Source organism: Roseibium sp. AWQ4_290, assembly GCF_056160985.1.
In genome coordinates this window covers 230,720-251,631 of record NZ_JBSWYG010000001.1, presented here as the reverse complement: position 1 = coordinate 251,631, position 20,912 = coordinate 230,720, and the positions used below count along the sequence as shown (strand labels likewise).

Here is a 20,912-nt window from a genome sequence, read left to right as displayed (position 1 = left end):
GACGTTGGGTCAGGGTCGCAGAATTGAGAGAAAAGGCATTGAAGTCAAACAGGAAATTGTCACTAGGGACAATGTTTCCGGGTGCTCCAGCCTGGCAGGCGCGGACCGAATGTCAAACGGACGGTGGCTGGATCAGCCTCTTTGCTGCAGCTGGGGCGCCGGAAATTTACGGCGCAGATAAAGGGTCTGAAGGTGCAGGATCACAAGGCAAAGGAGCCAGATGAGCAGCGGCTGCCAATAGACAAAGCTGTGGAGGGCCAAATACGCCCCCAGTAAGGTGCCCACTACGGGAACAACAAGGATTCCAGCAACGGCCCCTGCCAAAGGTGGGGACAGAAGCGATGCAAGAAGGGCATAGAGCCAACCGGCCTGTCCCGGGCGTCCGAACCATCCTGAAAAACAAAAACCGCACACCATACCGCCGATGGCGGACCGCAGCGCAACGAAGGTCGGGCTCAAGCTTGTAGGGGTGCCATCGGCTCCGATCCTAAGGCCATGTGCCAAGGCGAAGGCGACGAGGCCGCCCGCAAGGCCGATCTCAAAAGCGATGAGAAGCCGGAACCTGTCGTTCAAGAGCCAGGCTTTGGGCTGACCGTTTGTTTCTGGCATGGGGTCTCCTTTCAAAAGACCCTGTGTTGATAGCTGTCAGGTTGGGAGAGGGGGCGGAGAGGGGGTGCACTTTTTCTGCAAATGATGGAGGTGCCGTATCTTGCGTGGGGAGACAGCTTCCCCCGTGCCGTCCCGGCCCATGGGCCGGGACCTTCTGTGAAACTGTGTACGCCTGTGGGCGGTAGAAAATAGTCCGTCGTCCTTTTGGCCAAAACGCCCTACAGCGTGGGCGCCGCCCCCTCATCGGGGGCTTGCTCTGTCAGAAATCCCTGATAGCGCACCAGCTTGCCGATCATGGGCAGGGACAGCTGCACATCAAAGTGAAACCGGCCGTTTTTTTGAAATTCGCGCGCCTCGCTGACCGGAATCAGCCATTTGGGTAAGGGCACTCCGAGGGCGCGGCCCCGGGTCACCGGAAACGCCAGGCACCTGCCGTCAAAGGTGAGGTCAATGTCAAAGACAAGACCTCCAAATTGTTCGCTGATCTTGCCTTTTCCTGATCCGCGCCGGGCCAGGAGCGTGGACTTGAAGGTCTTGCTGCCGAAAACGCGGGTCCAGTGTTCCTTGCTGCCGCACCGCTCAAGTGTCACCTCAACGGGGACATCCTCGGTGGCGGGGGGGAAGCCGATCAGGTGGCAGATCAACTGGCCGAGGCGGGAAGTGCCGCGGCTGACCTTGGCCCGGCCGCGCCAGCGGTGGAGGTCAAACGCGGTGTGCAGCTTTTGCACCTCTGGCGGAAGGTCCTGAAACGTGCGGCCAAGGGCGTGTTGAAACAGGCACGGGGCAGGGTGCGCCTCCGTCATGGTATCGATTTTCAGGTGGGCGGTGGCTGCCTCAATATCGGACAGGCCAAAGGCGCCGAGGCATGGGCGGGCTCCTGGCGGTACGTTGCCATCCGCCAGTTTGCCGCACAGGATTGTGGCGGCGACGGCTGGAACATGGGGCCCGTCCCCGGCCCCGGCAATCAGTGTCCAGCTTTTGGCGAGCGGTTGCTGGTCCCGGCCGAGGCCGGAGAGGCGGACCTCCATGCCCCCTTTATCCGTGCCAAACGGCTCCAGCCTGTCGGCGATCCATTTCAAGGCGCCCGTAAAGGGAACGAGGGAGCGGATCAGGCGCAGGCGCACCAGCCAGCCGAGGACTGCAAGGCCCAGATGCAGGAGACTGAGTTCGAGCCCGGCCTTGAAGAGGACGGAGCGGGCGCCATAGTGGTCCGGAAAGAGTTGGAGATCGGGTGCCCCGATCCAGCTGCACCAACGCAGCGGCAGTCTTTCCCCGTCTGTTGTCAGGCGGCGCCGGGCAAGGCCCGACCACCCCGGCACATGCCCCCAGCTCCCGTTCCGGTAGACCTGCATGGGCTGGCCGGTCTGGGCCAGAATGGCGCGGATCACCGCCAGCCCGCGCGGAGCCCGGTTGCCGGGCAGGATCACGGTGTCAATCGTGTCCAGACGGGAGAAGTCTTCCCGCAAGGCCTCCACGGCAGCCGAGGAAAGCGCCGGAACGCTGGAGACGCCGGACAGAACCGCGCGCCCTTTGGCCTTTGCCTGTTCGTCCAGTTGCACAATCCCCTTGGTGAAAGCAGCATCGTCGCACAGGTCCAGATAATGGCTGCCGGCCTCCAGCGCCGCGTGCGCGATCCGGTAGCCGTCTTGATCAAAAGCCTGAAATGGGCCTGTGGCGTCCACGGTGACAAAGGGAGACAGCGCTGCGAGCGCCGGGGCAGCCTCCGGCGATGATCTGTCCAGAACCGCAGGTGTGCCGCCATATGTGTCACAAAACGCTTCGGCTTTCGCCCGGCTGCGTCCGGCAATGATCACCTCATACTGGGGGCTGCGCAGCAGCGCCTGGGCCAGTTTGCCGCCGAACACCCCATAGCCGCCAAGAATGAGCACGCGGGTCAAAGGTCTTCCGTCAGTCAATCAGCCGGTCCTTGAGCTCCCGGGAAGGCACGGGGCACTGGCTCTTGCCGAACACATAGCGGTTGCGGGCAATCCGGTCATAGATCCAGTCGGCCACTGGCCGGGGCAGGAGATCCAGCACACGGAGCCAGGACCATACGCCGCCGAGGCTGACCATGGTGGCGGTGAAGGCAGCCATCTTGAAATAGGTCTCGCCGTTCAGAACAACGATATTGGTCGAAAAATCCTGCGGATCGAGCTTGTTCCGGAGATAAAGCGACTGGCCGGTAGGAGAGGTGGCGCTGGTAAATCGGAACCGGGCCCGCTCGTCGCGTTTGGCGATAAAGCGGGCAAAGCCGGAGCAAAAGAGGCATGTGTCGTCAAAAACGATCAGATTGCGGGACTGTGGCACGTCCTTCACGCCTATCGCCATCCTTTGCTGTTTCAAGAACGGACCCTATTGCCCAAGTGGAGAATGCGCAACCGGGCCGGTCGGGTCCAGGCGCGTTTCGTCGCGCCGGGCACGCGTGCTGGCCGGTGCGAGCGTATTGGTGTGTCTTTCGAAGGGGCTGGGACGGTTTGTTTTCGAAAAGGCCGGTGGATCACGCCTTGCACCGGCCGGAAAATGAGTTACATTAGTAATGTAATAACATAACAAATCTCAGATCCGGAGATCCCATGTCAGATACCCGATTGCCCGTGACCGTGTTGTCCGGCTTTCTTGGCGCGGGCAAGACCACATTGCTCAACCGCGTGCTCAACAACCGTGACGGCCTCAAGGTTGCGGTGATCGTCAACGATATGTCGGAAGTCAATATCGATGCCGATCTTGTCCGCTCCGGCGGGGCCGAACTCAGCAAAACCGACGAAACCCTCGTTGAGATGTCCAATGGCTGCATTTGCTGCACCCTGCGCGACGATCTTCTGATCGAGGTTCGCCGTCTCGCGCAGGAGCGCAAGTTTGACTATTTGCTGATTGAATCCACCGGCATTTCCGAACCACTGCCCGTGGCGGCAACCTTCGAATTCCGCGATGAAAACGGCCTCAGTCTGTCGGATGTGTCCCGGCTCGACACGATGGTCACCGTGGTGGATGCGGCCAATCTCCTGAAGGATTATGCAAGCCAGGACTTCCTGAGCGACCGCGGGGAAACCCTGGGCGAAGAAGATGAGCGCACCTTGGTGCATCTGCTGACCGACCAGATCGAATTTTCCGATATTGTTGTCCTCAACAAGGTGAGCAGCGCCACGCCTGCCGAGGTCGATGCGGCTCTCAAGATCATCCGCAGTCTCAATGCGGATGCGCGGATCATCGAAACGGACTATAGCGAGGTGCAGCCGTCAGACATTCTCAACACCGGCCTGTTTGATTTCGAAAAGGCCCATGAGCACCCGATGTGGGCCAAGGAGCTCTATGGTTTTGCGGACCATGTTCCCGAAACGGAAGAATATGGGGTGGCTTCCTTTGTCTATCGGGCGCGGCGGCCGTTTTATCCGGAGCGGATCCACGATCTTCTCAACGGGCCTCTGCCTGGGGTGATCCGCTCCAAGGGCCATTTCTGGATTGGCAGCCGCCCGGAATGGGTGCTGGAATTCTCCCTGGCCGGGGCGCTGTCCACCATTGGCCCGCTCGGCACCTGGTGGGCGTCTGTTCCGGTCAACCGCTGGCCGGATGATGAACGCGCCCATGCCTATGCGCGCTCGCGCTGGGCAGAGCCCTTTGGCGACCGCCGTCAGGAAATCGTTTTCATTGGTGCAGGGATCGACTGGCCGCAGCTAAAGAGCCGTCTGGATGCCTGCCTGATCGGAACGGAAGAGGGCGACGATCTGACGGCCTTTGCGGACTTGCCCGATCCATTCCCGCCGTTCCGCCGGGCGGATCAGGCCGCATGAGCCTCGCCCAGGTACGGGAGGGGGCCGGTCAGCCCCTGGCCCGGGATGTGCTCATGGGCCGGGAGCCGGATATCCTTGCCGATATCGGTTTGCCGGGCGTGGCCGCAGCCATCTGGACCCGCAGCGCCACGCCGGGGTTTCAGAGCTGGATCGACAGTCTTCCGGCGGACAAGCTGCCGGAACTGCGCACGGTCATTCCGGTACATCTGGCCGAAGCGGCCGCCCGGGCGGCCTGTGAGAGGGCCGGTCTCGAGCCCTCAGAGGAGCTGGACCGGCTGGTGGGGGATATTGGCGCGCTTGCGCTGATGTGTGCCAAGTCTCTTGACGCTCGCCAGATCCGGCTGCGGCTGGATGTGTCTGACGAGGTGATGTGCCCGAAATTCCATGTCGATAATGTGCCCGCCCGGCTTTTGTGCACCTATCGCGGCGCCGGAACGGACTATGTGCCGCTGGGCCAGGAGGCGCAGTCCAACCGCATTCGCCAGGTCCGCCCCCACGCGGCGGCCCTGTTCCGTGGCGGTGCCTGGCCGGGAGCGGAGCGCACGGGCCTGTTGCACCGGTCCCCGGACCCGCAAGGCGCTGCGCGCCTGCTGCTGGTGATCGATCCGGTGGAATGACGGATTTGGTTCTACGACACAGCCAAACAGCCGCGTCTGTTGTCAGACGCGGCTGTTTGTCTTAGTCCGGTTTCGCCAGCCTCGTCTTGCGGAAGACGGACAGACAGAATCAGACCCGGTTGAGCAGGCGGGCGCGGATCGTGTTGGGAAGGGCGCGGATTTCTTCCAGGATCTTCACCGGATCTTCCACCATGCTGTCCACGTCCAGAACCACATAGCCGATATCCTTGTGAGATTGCAGATACTGGGCCTGGATGTTCAGGTCATGCCGGGTGAAGAGATCGTTCAGGGTGCGCATGGCGCCCGGCGCGTTGTGATGCACCTGGATGAACCGGGTTGCCTCGGTGCCTTTGGGCAGCTGCACCTGGGGGAACTCGACGGCGCCCACAGTGGAGCCCACATCGGAATATTCCACCAGCCGCTTGGAGACTTCCTCGCCGATCCGGGCCTGGGCCTCTTCCGTTGAGCCGCCCACATGGGGGGTGAGGATGACATTGTCGAGGCCGCGCAGGGGAGAGAGGAACTCGTCCTTGTTGGATTTCGGCTCCACCGGGAACACGTCAATGGCCGCGCCGGCCAGATGGCCGGAGGTCAGCGCGGCGGCCAGCGCCTCGATGTCGACCACCTTGCCGCGGGCATTGTTGATCAGATAGGCGCCCTTTTTCATCTTGGCGATCTGCTCGGCCCGGAACATGTTGCGGGTTTCCAGCGTGTCCGGCACATGGAGGGAGACCACGTCGGCTTCCCCCAAAAGCGTGTCCAGGCTGTCGGTGGGCGCCACATTGCCGTGCTGCAGCTTGTCAACCATGTCAAAATACATCACCCGCATGCCCATGGCTTCGGCAAGATTCGAGAGCTGGGTGCCGATATTGCCGTAGCCGACAATGCCGAGCGTCTTGCCGCGCACTTCATGGGAGCCGGCGGCGCTCTTCATCCAGCGGCCTTCATGGGCGGCGCTGGATTTGGGGAAGACGCCGCGCATCAGCATGACGATTTCGGCAACGGTCAGTTCGGCCACCGAGCGGGTGTTGGAGAACGGTGCATTGAAGACCGGAATGCCCCGGGTCAGCGTGCCCGTCAGGTCCACCTGATTGGTGCCGACGGAAAAACAGCCAACCGCCACGAGGCTCTTGGCTGCCTCCAGCACCTCTTCTGTCAGCTGGGTGCGGGAGCGGATGCCGACAATCTGCACATTCTGCAGCTTTTCAATCAGGGCGTCCTTTTCCAGCGCCCCGGCCAGAACCTCCACATTGGTATAGCCATTCTTTTCAAGAACCGCCTTTGCGGTCGGCGAGATGCCTTCCAGCAGGAGCCAGCGGATTTGATTTTTCGGCCGGGAGAGACCGTGGATCATGAGCTTGAAGCCTTTTTTCTTGGAATGCATTGGCGCGGGGCGGCGCGCAGGTGTCGTATACGCGCTGATCCGCGTCGCGTCTAGGCCGTTCGCCGGGAGGGGATGTTTCTTTCCCGCACCGCACGCAGCGCTTTCAGAAAGAGGCGTTGAGGGCGCGCGCCGGTGCCGCACTGGTGCCCTCATCACCTGTCAGAAAGAGAGGCAGGTCAGGAAAACCAACAGGTGCAGATGATCAGGGGTCATATGAAACGTCTTTTTCAGATTTTGGCATCCGGTATGCTGTTTGCAGCAGTCTTTGTATGGCCAACAGGACCGTCTCTTGCCTTTTCACAAGCAACACAGTTTTTGATGGCACAAGCCATTGCCGACGGCTGCGGCGGCCGCGGCGGGCATTTTACCCAGGAAGGGGTGTTTGAGTTCGATCTCAACGGGGATGGCCGCAATGATCTTGTCCTCTCCCATCAGGGGATCGAGTGCAACGGCCAACCGGGGATGAGCATGATGTGCGGCACACAGGTCTGCTCGATCCAGATCTACTTGCGCAAGGGCGAGCTGCTGAAGCTGGAGGAAGAGTTTCTGGGGCGGATTGTCGGCGTCACCTGGCTGCCCGACCTCCGTTTTCAGATCATGAGCCATGGCGGCACGATCAGCGGCTGGCGTCCGGACTATCCGGGAACGCCCTGATCCTGCCTCCGTTGCCGTTCCGGCCCAAGAGCCGGGCCCCAGTATACAGTTGCCCTGGAACGATCAAAGCGGGCATTGTTTGCCGGGGCCCCATCTGCTTTTAAAGCCCATGGAAAGGGGCGGGTCTAAAGGCCTTCCGGGCCCCTTTGAACCGCAGCAACACCGGTGCGGGAGACTTCCACAAGGCCGAGCGGTTTCATGATGGCGATGAATTGCTCGATCTTGGAGGTGCGGCCGGTGATTTCGAACACGAAATGCTCCGTGGTTGCGTCAATCACCGTGGCGCGGAAGGCATCGCCCAGGCGCAGGGCCTCCAGGCGCTTGTCGCCGGACCCGGCTACCTTGATCAGGGCCAGCTCCCGCTCAAGCGGCTTGTCCTGACTGGCCCGGCGGGCGCGCACGGTCAGGTCTGTCACCCGGTGCACCGGCACCAGCCGGTCCAGCTGGTGGCGGATCTGCTCGATGATCATCGGCGTGCCGGTGGTCACGATGGTGATCCGGGACAGGTGCCGCTCATGCTCGGTTTCCGACACGGTCAGGCTGTCAATATTGTAGCCGCGTCCGGAAAAGAGCCCGATCACCCGGGCCAACACGCCCGGTTCGTTGTCGACCAGAAGCGATAGGGTGTGGGTTTCGATTTCATTGCTCATCTCGGCCAGGAAATAGGCGGAGGGCGCATCGACATTCTGTGCGTTCATCTTTCAAATATCCTTAGCCGTGGCTCAAACGAGGGACTTGCCTTCAGCGCTGATCGCGTTGGCGACCGCCTCGTCATTGGCCTCGTCCGGCAGCAGCATTTCATTATGGGCCTTGCCCGAGGGGATCATCGGGAAACAGTTGGCGAGATTGGCCACCCGGCAGTCGAACAGGACCGGCTTGTCGATGGCGATCATCTCTTCAATCGCCCCGTCCAGATCCCCCGGCTTTTCCACCCGGATGCCGGCACCGCCATAGGCTTCGGCCAGTTTGACAAAATCGGGCAGGCTGTCGGTGTAGGAATGGGACAGGCGGTTGCCATGGAGCAGCTGCTGCCACTGGCGCACCATGCCCATATACTGGTTGTTGAGGATGAACACCTTCACCGGCAGGCCGAACTGGACCGCCGTCGACATTTCCTGAATGTTCATCAGGATCGAGGCATCGCCTGCAATATCGACGCAGAGCGCGTCCCGGTGGGCCACCTGGGCGCCGATGGCGGCGGGCAGGCCATAGCCCATGGTGCCCAGGCCACCGGAGGTCAGCCAGCGGTTGGGCTCTTCAAAGCCGTAGAACTGCGCTGCCCACATCTGGTGCTGGCCCACTTCGGTGGAAATGAAGGTCTTGCGGTGTTTGGTCAGCTCATACAGCCGCTGGATCGCATATTGCGGCATGATGACATCATCATTGGGCCTATAGGCCAGCGAGTTGCGGGCGCGCCACTGATCGATCAGGGTCCACCAGTCTTTCATGGCGGCCGCATCCGCCTTCATGGAGGAACTGCGCCAGATCCGCACGAGATCTTCCAGAATATGGCCGACATCGCCAATGATCGGCAGATCCACATTGATGGTCTTGTTGATGGATGAAGGATCAATGTCGATATGGATCTTGCGGGAATTGGGCGAAAACGCATCGGTCCGGCCGGTGATGCGGTCGTCGAAGCGGGCGCCGATACAGACCATCAGATCGCAGTCATGCATGGTCATGTTGGCTTCATAGGTACCGTGCATGCCCAGCATGCCCAGCCAGTTGTCGCCGGAGGCTGGGTATGCGCCCAGGCCCATCAGGGTGGAGGTGATCGGAAAGCCGGTCAGCGAGACCAGTTCGCGCAGCAGCTGGCAGGCCTGCGGGCCGGAATTGATCACGCCGCCGCCTGTATAAAGCACCGGTTTTTTGGCCGCCGCCATCAGCTCTGCCGCCTGACGGATGGAGGCCGCGTCCCCCTTCAGTTGCGGGCGGTAGCTCTTGTGGGAGGCCGCCGGGTTCGGGGTCGGGCCCTGATAGGTGCCGGTGGCGAACTGCACGTCCTTCGGAATGTCGACAACAACCGGGCCGGGGCGGCCGGATGTGGCCACATAAAATGCCTCATGCAGGACCCGGGCGAGATCTTCCACATCGCGCACCAGCCAGTTGTGCTTGGTGCAGGGTCGGGTGATGCCGACCGTGTCGCATTCCTGAAAGGCGTCATTGCCAATCAGATGGGTGGGCACCTGGCCGGAAATGCAGACAAGAGGAATGGAATCGAGCATCGCATCGGTCAAGGCCGTCACCATATTGGTGGCGCCGGGGCCGGAGGTGACCAGAGCAACGCCCGGCTTGCCGGTGGACCGGGCATAACCTTCCGCTGCGTGGCCGGCACCCTGTTCGTGTCGAACCAGGATATGCTCCAGCCCTTCCTGCTGAATGATCTCGTCATAAATGGGAAGCACAGCACCGCCCGGGTAGCCGAAGATCGTGTCAACTCCCTGGTCTTTCAGCGCCTGGATGACCATTTCGGCGCCGGTCATTTCCCGTGTCATTCTGTCTGTCCTTGCAGTTCGCGGCCCGGTTGCCGGGCCCTTGGCTCTTCAGATCGTTTTTCTTGCGTCTTGTCCTGCGGCACAATAAGCGGGAGGGGAAGGGCGGCATCGTCAGGCGGCGGATACAAAAAAAGGCCCCTCGGGGAGCCTTGGTCGCGCGCCGTCTTGATCCGTACGGGGGCTATCCCGCGTCGGAGGCGCGCTTTCCTACCACTACTAGAATGAGCGACATCATCATGCCGTCCCGGTCCTTTGATGCTGCAGGCCGTCAAGACCTGTGTCCGGATATGGAGCGGTCAGTCCCAAAGGGCTGTCCTTTAAAGTCCGTCAGGCCCATCATATCCGCCGGTCCTGACGCCGCGCACACTAGTGAGGCGGCCGGGACCGGTCAAGTCCCAATTTCGATTATTGCGCAAAACAATGGCAAAGTTTTTAAAAGTTGCCTTTTGCCTCTGCGGAACCGCCCGTCCGGCCCTCTGGCGCACCAGAGCGATGGCTGCCGCGCAGAGGGCGCAAAGACGTCCCCCGGGCTCGAGGAAGACCCTGCGTGCGCCTTTTGCACGAGCAGGACACCATGCTGGGGAGGGGCATCCACGGCCCGGTGGACGCCCGGATCTCCGCCGATGCGGGCGGTGTTTCCCCGGCCTTGCGAAAAGCGCATGGCGGCCGTGACAGAAAAATGTCACAATAGGAGTTGCCAGCAGCCGGTGCGCCCTATATACGAAGCGCTCTCCGGCGGGCCGCGTAGGCACAACGCTGGCAGGTTGGGTGTGTAGCTCAGTTGGTAGAGCAGCTGACTCTTAATCAGCGGGTCTGGGGTTCGAGCCCCCACTCACCCACCAAATTATCTTTCTGGAAAATATAAAGAAACTGGCGTTTTGCGCAATTTATGCGCTGTGGACGAAGCGGGAACGTGGGACGTCGCACGCTTTGTTCTGTTCCTGTTCTGTCCGGGCAGGTGCGGCGGGGGAAGGGGGCGGTCCTCTCAGGTTCCCTGGCTGGCCTGATCGGCCAGATGCAGAGCTTCCAGGGCGGATCTGGCAATAATGTCTGCGCCGATCCTTTGAAAGTCATTCGGGTGGGACACCACGGCGGCGCCGCCCAGGGCAATGATCGTCGGCCTGGTTCTGACATCCGACCGGCAGCGCTGGATGGCATGCGTGCAGTCTTCGATCTCCTCAAGCTGGCCGATGGACAGGCCGAGCAGCTGATAGGGCCGTTCCGACAGGCGCATGAACAGCGTGTCGCCGATTTCCAGATCCGCACCGCCATCCACGATCCAGCCCATATCGCGGAAACACATGCGTACCAGTGTCACCCCGAGCGTGTGCTGGGTGCCTTTGGAGCGGGCCAGCAGAACCCGTTTGGCGGACGGGTGCGGGTTGGCCAGCAGGCCGCCGGCATGGGTCACATGATTGACGATTGTGTTGAGGCGTGTCGAGGCGACGGTGACCTGCATGAAGTCGGTTTCATCATTGCACCAGTAAACGCCAAGTTGGGTGGCCACGGGGCAAAACAAATGGATCGCGAGGGTCTGCATGGGAATGCCCGCCTGCAGCAATTCCTCGATAATGTCCCGGTGATGCCGCGGGTCCGGGTCGATCAGGGAGGTCAGAAAGGCCTCCCGGAAGCCGATGGCCTGGTCGGCGGAGGGCAGGGCCCGGGCCCGCCGGTCATGTTCAGGATGCAGGCGCATGTCAATATCGGTTCCGGACAGCAGTGCCGGATCGGATGCGGCTGGATCGAGGTGCTGGGAGGAAACCAGTTTTGACACACGCTCCCGGATGACAGTCTCCAGAACACTCATATCCTGCGAGGTCAATTGGGTGTCTTTTTCAGCCTTTACAGTCTGGCCAGTGTCTAGGGTCGAAAACGGCGGCTCTGTTTTTATTGCCGTTGTCTCACCGGTGTCTTTATAGGCCAACTCCCCCTCCCGATAGCTCGGCCCAGGCGGTCAGGCGCTCCTCCGTTCCTCACCGTACTACACACGTGTGTGCGGGCCAAAGACGTTTCGTTCTCCCGTAGCGGCATAAATAGATTGGGATTTTTACCCTTGAAGCTTTCGACGCTGCGCTGTGGTCTCTTTCCGGGGACCGGCCTGAAGCGTGTCTAGCTGCCGCCTGCGCGATTCCCCCTTTCTTTCAGCGCTTCACAGACAACGCTGCTGATCTGGTTTGCAGTCAGCCCGGCGTCCTCATACATGTCCGCTGGTGACGCCTGATCAATGAAGCGGTCCGGCAAGGTCATGGTCCGGATGCCGCAGCGCCCATCCAGAAGGCCGCGCCCCGCCAGGTGGTGGAGAACCAGTGCGCCAAACCCGCCAGTCGCCCCTTCCTCGATTGTCACAAGAAGCCTGTGTGTGTTGAACAGGTGCTCGATCAGGCCGGCGTCCAGCGGTTTGGCAAAGCGGGCATCGGCGATGGCCGCCGATATGCCGAGCGTTTCAAGCTGGGCTCTGGCTTTGAAACATTCACTGAGGCGGGCGCCAAAGGACACAAGTGCAACCGTGGTGCCGTCCGCCATCATCCGGCCCTTGCCGATTGCAAGCGGCTCTGCCGTGTCCGGCAGGCTGACGCCTGTGCCTTCGCCGCGCGGATACCGGAGCGCAATCGGGCCGGTGTCAAAGCGAGCGGCCGTGGCGACCATGCGCACAAGTTCGGCTTCGTCGCTGGCGGCCATGACCGTGAAATTCGGCAAGTTCGCCAGATAGCCGATATCAAACGCGCCCGCATGGGTTGGCCCGTCCGCGCCCACCAGCCCGGCCCGGTCGATGGCAAAGCGCACCGGCAGGTTCTGCAGGGCAACGTCGTGCACGACCTGGTCGTAGCCCCGTTGCAGGAAGGTGGAATAGATTGCGCAGAATGGGCGCAAGCCTCTGGCGGCCAGGCCCCCGGCAAAGGTGACCGCATGCTGCTCGGCAATGCCGACATCGAAGGTCCGCTCCGGAAACTGCTTGCCGAAAATGTCGATGCCGGTGCCCGCCGGCATGGCCGCTGTAATGGCCACGATCCGGTCATCGGTTCTGGCTTCGTTGACGAGCGCATTGGCAAAAACCTTGGTGTAGCTGGGCGCCGTGGCGGCCGCTTTGGACTGCTTACCGGAAGAAATGTCGAATTTGGATACGCCGTGATACTTGTCGTGGGAGGTTTCGGCAAAGCTGTATCCGGCGCCCTTGCGCGTGAGCACATGCAGCAGAACCGGGCCGGTGCTGTCCTGCTTAAGGCTGTCCAGTGCCGCAATCAGCGCCTTCACGTCATGTCCGTCGACAGGACCGTGATAGGCAAAACCCATATGCTCAAACAGGCTCCGGTCCCTGGCACAGGAGCCCGAGCGGGCGGCCAGATCGTTCAGATGCCCCGACACGGCGCCGGTTGGGGGAGAAATCGACATGTTGTTGTCGTTCAGGATCACAAACAGGCGCCGGTTGAGCCCACCTGCATTGTTGAGCCCCTCATAGGCCATGCCGGCGGTGAGGGCACCGTCGCCGACAACGCAAATCACGTCGTCCGTTTCCTCCAAAAGATCGCGGGCCACGGCAAATCCGAGCCCGGCTGACAGGGAGGTTGAGGAATGGGCTGCCCCGAACGGGTCATAGGGGCTCTCGCTGCGCTTGGTGAAGCCCGACAGCCCGTCTTTCTGGCGCAAGCTGCACATCCGGCTGCGGCGGCCGGTCAGAACCTTGTGGGGATAGCACTGGTGGCTGACATCCCAGATCAGCTTGTCATGCGGAGTGTTGAAGACGGCGTGCAGGGCGACTGTCAGTTCAACAACCCCCAGGCTGGAACCTAGATGGCCGCCTGTTTTGGAGACGATGGAAATGATCTCGGTCCTGAGTTCGTCCGCTAGGGCTGCGAGCGTGTCAGGGGACATGGCCTTCAGGTCCTGGGGGCCCTGCACCCTGTCCAGCAGGGGCGTCGAGGCAACTCTCTTTGATATGAAGCTCATATCATCTCCTCCCGCGCCAGCTGCCGCCCTTGCGGCACCGGATGGTCCATGCTGCCTGACACCGGTCCCGGCGCGGTTCAGGAAGCAGATCCGGTTTCACCGAAAGGCGGCGAAGCGACTTTCATTCTTGACGATACGGAAGAAAGTGTAAACTTTTTTTTACACTTTCTTCCGGGAAGAGGCCGGGCCGCTCCGTTATGTGCGGAGTCCGCGAGGTGGAAGGCCTTGCCTTTCCAGGAGGCGTTCTGACCGTCTTTGAGGGCAGGTGTGGTTCCGGAGGTGCGTTGGTGCGGGTTGCCTTGCGGTGCTGGCGGAGCATACTTGTGTTTGAGCTAATGTTCCCAGGTGCAGGATCTTGATGATGGCCGCCGTAATGATTGCAGTCCTTGTGTTGCTGACCGCCATGAGCGGCGCCGTTTTCAAACCCGGCCCCTGGTATGAAACCTTGAAAAAACCGAGCTGGACGCCGCCCAACTGGGCGTTTCCAACTGTGTGGACGCTTCTTTATATCATGATTGCCTATGCCGGCTGGGAGGTCTGGACCCAGGCCGGATGGTCTCTGGCCATGGCGGTCTGGGGGCTCCAGCTTGTCTTGAACGGCTGCTGGTCCTGGTTCTTTTTCGGACAGAGGCGTATGGATCTGGCGCTGGTTGATGTCAGTGTGCTCTGGCTGGCCATTGTCTGTTTTATGGTCGTGGCCTGGCCCGTATCCACGCTCGCCGCGCTGCTGTTCGTGCCTTATTTTCTCTGGGTCAGTGCTGCCGGGGTGCTTAACCTGTCGGTGCTGCGCCTGAACCGGGCGGCGTGATCTCTCAGTCTGGTTGACACGTCAAACACATGGGAAACCAGCGATAGGGTGAGCAACAGGAGGATCCAGACCAGCGCGTCCCCGCGCAGGGCGAGGCCGAGGGCAGCAAGCAGGAACGTGCCTGCAAACGCGCCGCCCGCTAGGGCCTTGAACCGGGTCCATGGCTGCCTGGAGAGCGCGCAGAGAAGCCCCGTTTCGAGCCAAAGGAAGGCCAGCGCAGCAAAGGCGAGCCAGCCGGTTTCCAGAAAGGCGAACAGGCCGCTCATTTCTGGTCCACCGGCAGCCGCAGCAAGTGGCCGAGATCCTTGAAAAAGACCCGCAGATGAGCCATCGGATCGCGCCGCACCAGTTTTTTGTTCAGGTAGGATTCCCAGGTCAGGCGCTGGATGTCAGGATCGGCGCACAGGGCGACAAATTTCTCCCGGAACCGGTCGTTGCGGTACCAAACACGCTGCATGATCCCGAGAATGAGAAAAATCCTGCCATGGCGGCGCATGAACGCCCGCCGGGCCTCCTTGAGACAGGCGCCCTTGCCGGTGGCAAGACAGGCTGCGGCGGCCTCCGCGCCCAGCTGGCCGCACAGCATCGCATAATAGATACCTTCCCCAGAGGAGGGGGCGACCGTGCCGGCCGCATCTCCCAGCAGCAGCACATTGCGGCCATTGTCCCATCGCCGCATGGGTTTCAAAGGCAGCGGCGCACCTTCCCGGCGCACAATGCGCTGCCCTTCAAGAGCAGACGCCTGGCGCAGGGCGGCGGTTGCGGATCTGAGATTGTGGCCTTTTGCGGCGGAGCCGCAGCCCACCGAGGTCAGATGGCCATGGGGGAAGACCCATCCATAAAAATCGGGTGAAATCCGGCCGTCATAAACAACATCGCACCGGTTTGGCTGGAACCGGTCCGGGGCTGCCTGATCAGGGCTTTCGACAATCTCATGATAGGCAAACACATAAGGGGGTTTCTTGCGCTTGGGGAACATGAGGCGGCGCACGGTGGAATTTGCCCCGTCCGCGCCGATCACGAGGCGGGCGGTCCGGGTCACCGTGTCGGCTGCGCCCGCCGGTCCGGCTGCGGTGTCCGGTCCGGTGGGGGCGATTGTGAGCGCAATCCGGCCGTTTGCGGTTTCTTCCAGATGGATCAGTTTGCCCTGGAGGCGCTTTGCACCGGCATGCGCGGCGCGGGCACGCAAATAGGGATCGAAGGTCGCCCGGTCCACCATGCCCACAAAGCCAATGTCTCCGATACGCATCTCGACCGCGTGGCCGGAGGGGGCGATGATCCGGGCCGCGTTCGCCTTTGAGACGAGCATGTCTTCGGAAATGGCAAAGTCCTTCAGGGCTCTGGACGGAATGGCGCCGCCGCAGGGTTTGATGCGGTTGCCCGGATCAATGAGCACAACGGACCGCCCGGACCGGGCAAGGGCTTCCGCTGCAATTGCCCCGCACGGGCCACCGCCGATCACGGCAACATCGAATGTGGTTTCCATAGCAGGCCTCCTTGCTGTCCGGTCCTGTTCCGGCCGTTCTGTCTATTCTGCGGCCACCACCGGAGCGGTTGGACCTGGGGACTGTGTGTTCTGTGTGCCCGTGCGGATACCGATGCGAAGCGCGACCAGGGCGGATATCAGAAACAGCAGGGCTTCCAGGGCGAACACGAGGGTGAAGGCGGTGTCATCCCGGCCGGTCGACCAGCGGCCGAGGGTCAGAACAATGGTGCCGGCAACGCCGCCCAGGCCAAAAGAAAGTGCCTGGGCCGCCCCCCAGACCCCCATGCGCACGCCCTCGTTGGAGGCTTTGCCCGCGCCTGCCAGAACCATCATGGTTCCGACAGCGGCGACCGCGAAGGCGCCGTTCATGCCGCCAAGGGCGAAGATATTGGCCTCCAGCGGCCAGTTGGGCGCAAAGGAGGCCGACACCGCCAGAAGGGCAAGCGCCAGCCCTGAGCCAAGACAGCCGCAGACGATAAAGGCCTTGATCAGCCCGGGTCGACGCTTTGAAAAGAGCCCGCCAGCGATGCCGACAGCAGCCATGCCGAGGAAGACGCCTGCATGCTGTGTTCCCGACAATTTGGTCGTTTCGCCCGGTGTCATGGCGAACAGAAGACCGGCATAGGGCTCCAGCACCAGGTCCTGGGTGGAATAGGCAAGCATGGACAGGAAGATGAAGAGGGTCAGCAGGCGGGCCTCAGGATCGCTCCAGACCTCTTTGATGCTGTCTTTAAAACTGGCTGCGGGCGCTCGGTTCTGCGGGTTCAGAACCGTGGGGCGGCGTTCAAGGCCTGCAATCGCAAGGGCTGAGACAGCAAGGGCAGCGAGCCCGGTCAGCGCGGTGACCGCAACAAGCCGTGTGTGCGAATACGGATCCAGATTGTGGCCAGTAACGATCGACGTCACCACAATACCGGCAATCATCAGCATCCATGTGATTGTGGCTGCGGAGGCCCGGCGCTCCGGGGCTGTCTTGGTGGCCATCAGGGCCAGAAGGCAGGTTCCGCTGGCCCCGATTCCTGTCCCGATCAGGGTATAGGCGGCAACCGCTGCCAGGAGACCGGCCCAGACGTGGTGGTCAAACAGGAAGGTTGTTGCGGCGGCGGCCGTGCCGCTGAGGGCGAGCACGGCAAGACCTCCCAGGATCCAGCTTGTGCGGGAGCGGCCGACATCCGAGCGGTGGCCCCAAAGCGGCCGCGACAGCTGCACCCCATAATGAACACCGACCAGTAATCCGGGGATGATGGCTGCAAGGCCAAGTTCCACAACCATGACCCGGTTGAGCGTCGAATTGGTCAGCACCACAATCGAGCCGAGTGACGCCTGAACAAGGCCGAGCCTGACAATGGCCAACCAGCTGAGCCCCTGGACGGTGTGCCCTTGTGCCGGGCGGCTGGTAGCTTGGGCGGTCATGGGACAGCTTCCTCACAGGGTTTGAGAAACGGGGGCTGCAAGTGTCCGCAGGCCGAACGCGGCAATCATCATGCCGGTGACATAGAGCCCGACACCGATTGCCGAATACCAGACCGCAAGCCGGACGGGATCGCGGACGAAGCGCACCATGCAGCCGATCTGCAGGACGAGCAGGAATGCGACTACAAAAGCGGTGACCGGAAGCCCGAGATAGAGGAGCAGCCCGGCGACACCGGCCTGGGCGAGCGCCATGATCAGGCAGGCTATGGCTGCGGCGGGCCGGGCGCCGTGGAGAACGGGCAGGGTGCTGATGCCCATTTCCCTGTCCCCGGTGATCGCCTTGAAATCATTCAAGGTCAGGATGCCGTGGGCTCCGGCCCCGTAGAGCAGGGCGGCGATCCAGACAGGGGCCGCCGGGGCCGCGCCTGTCATGACCGTGGCAGCGGTCAGCCAGGGCAGGGTTTCGTAGCTGAAGCCGACAACACCGTTGCCGATCCAGCCATTTTGTTTGAAGCGCAGAGGCGGGGCGCTGTAGCACCAGGCAAAGCACAGTCCGATCAGCGCCGCCGCAAAGATCAGGGAGCCGAGCGCGGCCGCTATCAGCATGGACAGGGCGGACATGAGAAGGGCGACATAAAGCCCCCAGCGCCCGGGCATGCGTCCGGAAGGGATGACCCGGTCCGGTTCGTTGATCGCATCCACATGGCGGTCGAACCAGTCATTGACCGCCTGGCTTGTGCCGCAGAGCAGCGGACCGGCCAGCAGGACGCCGCACAGAACAAATCCCCAGCGGCTGGAAAAACCTCCGCCAGCGGACAGGGCACCACAGGCATAGGCCCACATTGGCGGAAACCAGGTGATGGGCTTGAGCAAGGCAATGACAGCGCCCGGAGAGGGCCAGCTGGCTTGCGGTCTGTGCCGGATCAGTTCCATAGCTGGAGATGCTATGCCTGAGCCGGGAAAGTGTCAATTTAAATTGACACTTTCGGCTGGTGCCAGCCGTGCGTCATCGGATTTGGCTGCCGCTGTCTGAAATCCAGCATCTCATTGCAAAAGACAAAATGAATTGAACCCATGGGAAAATGGCGCTGAAGGACCGGCTCGGTCTGACAGGCGGCGTTATCAGCTGAGGCGGGTTTCAGGAGCCGGGGCGGTAGTTTTCAAGGCCGTGTCTGCGCAGCTTGATATAGAGGCTTTGCCGGGACAGCCCGAGCATTTCCGCAGCGCTGGCGCGGTTGTTGTTGGTCTGGTCGAGGGCGGCTTCAATGCAGATCTTCTCAACCACGTCCAGGGATTCCCTGATCAGCTCTTTCAGCGGCACCTTGCCGACGAGGGTTGCAAAACCTTCCGCCTGCTCTGGGGTGGCAGGGGACCGCAGCCCGAGGCTCTCCGTCTTCGTCTCCTGGGGAACCAGAAGCAGCTGGACGGTCTGGGATCCGGCCTCATGGCGTGCGGACACCGTGACGGGGTGCTCTCCGCCAATCGTGTCCGTCACTACGGTGGCGTATCCGCGAACGGTGGTTTCTTCCCGGGCGCGGGCATAAAGAACGGTCAGGTCAACGACCGACTTGCCAAGCCAGCTGCTGGCGTTTCTGCCGAGTACCTGATTGAGGGTTGGCGCCTGGACGAGGTCCAGAAAGAGCGCGTTGGCCGCAATCAATGCGCCGTCCTTGTCGGTCTGAAGGGCTGCTTCCGGCAGGGCGTCTAGATCGAGTGCGGGGGGCTGGGCGGCAGCTTCCCGGTCCGCGCGCACAGGTACGTCCGGGCCGCCTTCGGACCAGAAGGTCAGGATCAGGTTCGCAGCGCCATTGTCCCGGAAGGCCCGCAGTTTGGCCTCTAGGGCATGTCCCTTGGCGCTTTTCAGGGACTTGAGGCGTACGGGCTCGCCGCTGTGGCGGGCTTCGCCGATGGCATCTCCCAGCCGGTCCCGGTCCGGCTTGCTGACCAGATCGCGGACCGGCTTGTTGATCAAGGTGCCGGAGGCTCCGGAAAACAGGGCGATGGCCGCAGCATTGGCCTCAAGAATGGTCCGCTTTTCGCCGTCAAGGATGATGTCGGCGGTCTCGGCAAGTTTGAAGGCCACCCGGTATCTGGCTTCGGCCTGGCGCAAATCCCGGTAGTCGGCCTCCATGGCGATCTGGGCTTCGACCAGCCGTTGCTGATCGCGCATCTGTTGCTGCATCTCGCGCCCAATCACGATCGTGAAGGGCAGGTCCTTTGCGGAGAACGCCGCATAGGCAACCGGCAGATCCGGCTGTCCCGGCGCGCTGTGGTTCACCTGATACCCGCGAGGTGGCCGCTTTGGAGCGGGTTTCAGCATCGCGTCGATCTTGGCAATAGACTCGCTTGTCACGCAGTCCCGCAAGGGTTTGCCTGCGAAGTCCGGCAGGTTGTAAACTTCCAAATCGGGATTTTGAACGGATGTGTGGGTGACTGTTCCGTCTGTGCTGACGAGGAAAACTATATCTGCGCCCAGGCCGATCAGCGAGATCAGGTCATCTGCCTTGAGTGTTTTCTGTAATACACCGGCGACCTCAATACCTTGCTGTCCGCTTTTGGGGGCGCTTAGGGTCATGGGATTCGCCAATCAATCCTTTTTGAAACGCAGTTCGATATGCAGCCAGAAGAAGGCGCTTTAAAACTCATTTTTTCCAGTTTGGTGAAAATAACTGCGATCTTTACCGCTGAATACGCAGTATCGCAAACGCAGTCAATCCCCATTTCGACAAGGAAATCAACAGAATCGAGCGCTGCAAATCCGCCCGCTATCACAGGTTGTTTTCTTTCTGGTCTGTTCAACTTTATCTCGTCAAGAAGATGTCTGACCTGGGGTTTCAGGCGTGGAGTGCTCCAGCCGATGCAAACCGCATTTGCTCTGCGCATGGCCGTGGCAAAAGACTGAGCTGGAGCCTTGCGGTGGGAAAGCACCTGATGCTGCCAGCCGAAGGCGTTGAACAGTGCGCCCGTCAAATAGGGCATAAGAGTGTGTTGCTCACCTTCAGGTAGAAGGATGGCGGCAAACGGAGCATGGGGCGCGGTGCCCGGTGCAGCCGCTTCCTGCGCCAGTGCCTGGGCAAGCCCCTGCAACCGCGCGGCGGCTATAGCAACGTCAACGAAACTGGTTATGTCGTCGGACCATTCCCGGCCAAGCTGCCTGGCGGCGGCCTCCAGGATCAGGATCTTGACCAGAGGCGGAGATTTGGGGGGCAGGGTCTGCTCAAGGCTGGACAGCAGGTTCTCAAGACTGCTGCCGGTGTCCAGGACAAGCGAGCGGAGGTTCGCGATGGCCTTTGTACACCGGGGGTGCTTTTCAAGCCCCGTGTCCAGATCGGTGGACAATTGCACGGCCATCCTGGCGGCCACCGGCCCCTGGATCAGATGGCGGAGCGTGTCTCTTTCCGTGCTGAACAGCCGTTCCCGTTTTCGCATGCGCACCCCTGAAGAGGCAAAGGGGGCCTCACAAGCGGCAGGCGTGTGCTGGCCGTGCTTGTTTTTTGGGGCAAAAGCACTGGTGCCGGTCGTCCTCACTTTTCATCAAGCCTCCCTGACCGCTTCGGGTGGACACGTTCCAGAAGGCGGCCCGTGTTGCCTGTTGCACCTGAGGGCCGACCTAGCATGCCTCTCCTTTTGATAAGTGTAAATAAAAATATACGTCATGTTTAGTTGACACTTTTACGCCTGTGGCGTTACGCTTTCCTATCTGCCGTTTC

Annotated in this window: 18 protein-coding genes and 1 tRNA gene; 5 read left to right on the top strand and 14 right to left on the bottom strand. The window is 61.5% G+C overall.

All coding sequences use genetic code 11. The features are described from left to right. Positions 1–132 precede the first annotated feature (132 nt). The 3 genes from ACXAH0_RS01105 to ACXAH0_RS01095 form a co-directional block, all read right to left on the bottom strand. The gene (locus ACXAH0_RS01105; RefSeq protein ID WP_475188444.1) at positions 133–609 is read right to left on the bottom strand and encodes a hypothetical protein; all 477 of its coding nucleotides are present in this window, start codon (positions 607–609) and stop codon (positions 133–135) included. A 218-nt stretch (positions 610–827) separates the two neighbouring features. After that, the gene (locus ACXAH0_RS01100; protein WP_475188442.1) at positions 828–2,525 is read right to left on the bottom strand and encodes a DUF4166 domain-containing protein; all 1,698 of its coding nucleotides are present in this window, start codon (positions 2,523–2,525) and stop codon (positions 828–830) included. Further along, positions 2,518–2,925 carry a thiol-disulfide oxidoreductase DCC family protein gene (locus ACXAH0_RS01095; RefSeq protein ID WP_475188440.1) on the bottom strand — a complete coding sequence of 136 codons (408 nt, stop codon included), beginning with the start codon at positions 2,923–2,925 and terminating at the stop codon, positions 2,518–2,520. Before ACXAH0_RS01095 ends, ACXAH0_RS01100 begins: the two co-directional genes overlap by 8 nt. Before the next feature lie 257 nt (positions 2,926–3,182). On the opposite strand from ACXAH0_RS01095, the gene ACXAH0_RS01090 reads away from it, so the two are divergent. Both ACXAH0_RS01090 and ACXAH0_RS01085 read left to right on the top strand, forming a co-directional pair. Continuing rightward, on the top strand, positions 3,183–4,397 hold the full coding sequence (locus ACXAH0_RS01090) for a GTP-binding protein (RefSeq protein WP_475172489.1): 1,215 nt from the start codon (positions 3,183–3,185) through the stop codon (positions 4,395–4,397). Continuing rightward, entirely contained in the window at positions 4,394–5,014 is a 621-nt protein-coding gene (locus ACXAH0_RS01085; RefSeq protein ID WP_475172492.1) for a DUF1826 domain-containing protein, read from the top strand. The genes ACXAH0_RS01090 and ACXAH0_RS01085 overlap by 4 nt, the downstream gene beginning before the upstream one ends. A 109-nt stretch (positions 5,015–5,123) precedes the next feature. Here ACXAH0_RS01085 and serA read toward each other — a convergent pair whose 3' ends face one another. Next, positions 5,124–6,368 carry a phosphoglycerate dehydrogenase gene (gene serA / locus ACXAH0_RS01080; protein WP_475188438.1) on the bottom strand — a complete coding sequence of 415 codons (1,245 nt, stop codon included), beginning with the start codon at positions 6,366–6,368 and terminating at the stop codon, positions 5,124–5,126. 348 nt (positions 6,369–6,716) lie between these two features. Between serA and ACXAH0_RS01075 the strand changes: the two genes are divergently transcribed. Then, on the top strand, positions 6,717–7,052 hold the full coding sequence (locus ACXAH0_RS01075) for a hypothetical protein (protein WP_475172496.1): 336 nt from the start codon (positions 6,717–6,719) through the stop codon (positions 7,050–7,052). A gap of 125 nt (positions 7,053–7,177) precedes the next feature. Here ACXAH0_RS01075 and ilvN read toward each other — a convergent pair whose 3' ends face one another. Together ilvN and ACXAH0_RS01065 are read right to left on the bottom strand one after the other, a co-directional pair. Beyond that, complete coding sequence (ilvN, locus tag ACXAH0_RS01070; protein WP_475172498.1) at positions 7,178–7,750, bottom strand: acetolactate synthase small subunit; 573 nt, start codon at positions 7,748–7,750, stop codon at positions 7,178–7,180. 24 nt (positions 7,751–7,774) lie between these two features. After that, positions 7,775–9,550 carry an acetolactate synthase 3 large subunit gene (locus ACXAH0_RS01065; RefSeq protein WP_475188435.1) on the bottom strand — a complete coding sequence of 592 codons (1,776 nt, stop codon included), beginning with the start codon at positions 9,548–9,550 and terminating at the stop codon, positions 7,775–7,777. A 766-nt stretch (positions 9,551–10,316) separates the two neighbouring features. Between ACXAH0_RS01065 and ACXAH0_RS01060 the strand changes: the two genes are divergently transcribed. Then, positions 10,317–10,392 (top strand) — tRNA-Lys (locus ACXAH0_RS01060). Between the two features lie 143 nt (positions 10,393–10,535). Here ACXAH0_RS01060 and ACXAH0_RS01055 read toward each other — a convergent pair. Both ACXAH0_RS01055 and ACXAH0_RS01050 read right to left on the bottom strand, forming a co-directional pair. Then, on the bottom strand, positions 10,536–11,372 hold the full coding sequence (locus tag ACXAH0_RS01055; protein WP_475188433.1) for a cobalamin B12-binding domain-containing protein: 837 nt from the start codon (positions 11,370–11,372) through the stop codon (positions 10,536–10,538). A gap of 287 nt (positions 11,373–11,659) precedes the next feature. Further along, entirely contained in the window at positions 11,660–13,495 is a 1,836-nt protein-coding gene (locus ACXAH0_RS01050) for a 1-deoxy-D-xylulose-5-phosphate synthase (protein ID WP_475188430.1), read from the bottom strand. Positions 13,496–13,856: 361 nt separating this feature from the next. Here ACXAH0_RS01050 and ACXAH0_RS01045 point away from each other — a divergent pair, with 361 nt between their 5' ends. Further along, complete coding sequence (locus tag ACXAH0_RS01045; protein WP_475188428.1) at positions 13,857–14,303, top strand: TspO/MBR family protein; 447 nt, start codon at positions 13,857–13,859, stop codon at positions 14,301–14,303. Here the strand turns inward: ACXAH0_RS01045 and ACXAH0_RS01040 are convergent. The 6 genes from ACXAH0_RS01040 to ACXAH0_RS01015 form a co-directional block, all read right to left on the bottom strand. Further along, on the bottom strand, positions 14,234–14,569 hold the full coding sequence (locus ACXAH0_RS01040; RefSeq protein WP_475188427.1) for a hypothetical protein: 336 nt from the start codon (positions 14,567–14,569) through the stop codon (positions 14,234–14,236). The genes ACXAH0_RS01045 and ACXAH0_RS01040 overlap by 70 nt on opposite strands. Continuing rightward, complete coding sequence (locus tag ACXAH0_RS01035) at positions 14,566–15,789, bottom strand: geranylgeranyl diphosphate reductase (RefSeq protein ID WP_475188424.1); 1,224 nt, start codon at positions 15,787–15,789, stop codon at positions 14,566–14,568. The genes ACXAH0_RS01040 and ACXAH0_RS01035 overlap by 4 nt, the downstream gene beginning before the upstream one ends. Positions 15,790–15,831: 42 nt before the next feature. Further along, the gene (locus ACXAH0_RS01030) at positions 15,832–17,202 is read right to left on the bottom strand and encodes a BCD family MFS transporter (RefSeq protein WP_475188423.1); all 1,371 of its coding nucleotides are present in this window, start codon (positions 17,200–17,202) and stop codon (positions 15,832–15,834) included. Between the two features lie 12 nt (positions 17,203–17,214). Beyond that, positions 17,215–18,135: a chlorophyll synthase ChlG gene (chlG, locus tag ACXAH0_RS01025; RefSeq protein ID WP_475188420.1), complete on the bottom strand. Its 921-nt coding sequence runs from the start codon at positions 18,133–18,135 to the stop codon at positions 17,215–17,217. A gap of 205 nt (positions 18,136–18,340) precedes the next feature. Beyond that, positions 18,341–19,777 (bottom strand): transcriptional regulator PpsR, encoded by a 1,437-nt coding sequence (ppsR, locus tag ACXAH0_RS01020; protein ID WP_475172529.1) that lies wholly within the window; start codon positions 19,775–19,777, stop codon positions 18,341–18,343. Beyond that, positions 19,774–20,730: a cobalamin-binding protein gene (locus tag ACXAH0_RS01015; protein WP_475188418.1), complete on the bottom strand. Its 957-nt coding sequence runs from the start codon at positions 20,728–20,730 to the stop codon at positions 19,774–19,776. Before ACXAH0_RS01015 ends, ppsR begins: the two co-directional genes overlap by 4 nt. Between the last annotated feature and the right edge of the window lie 182 nt (positions 20,731–20,912).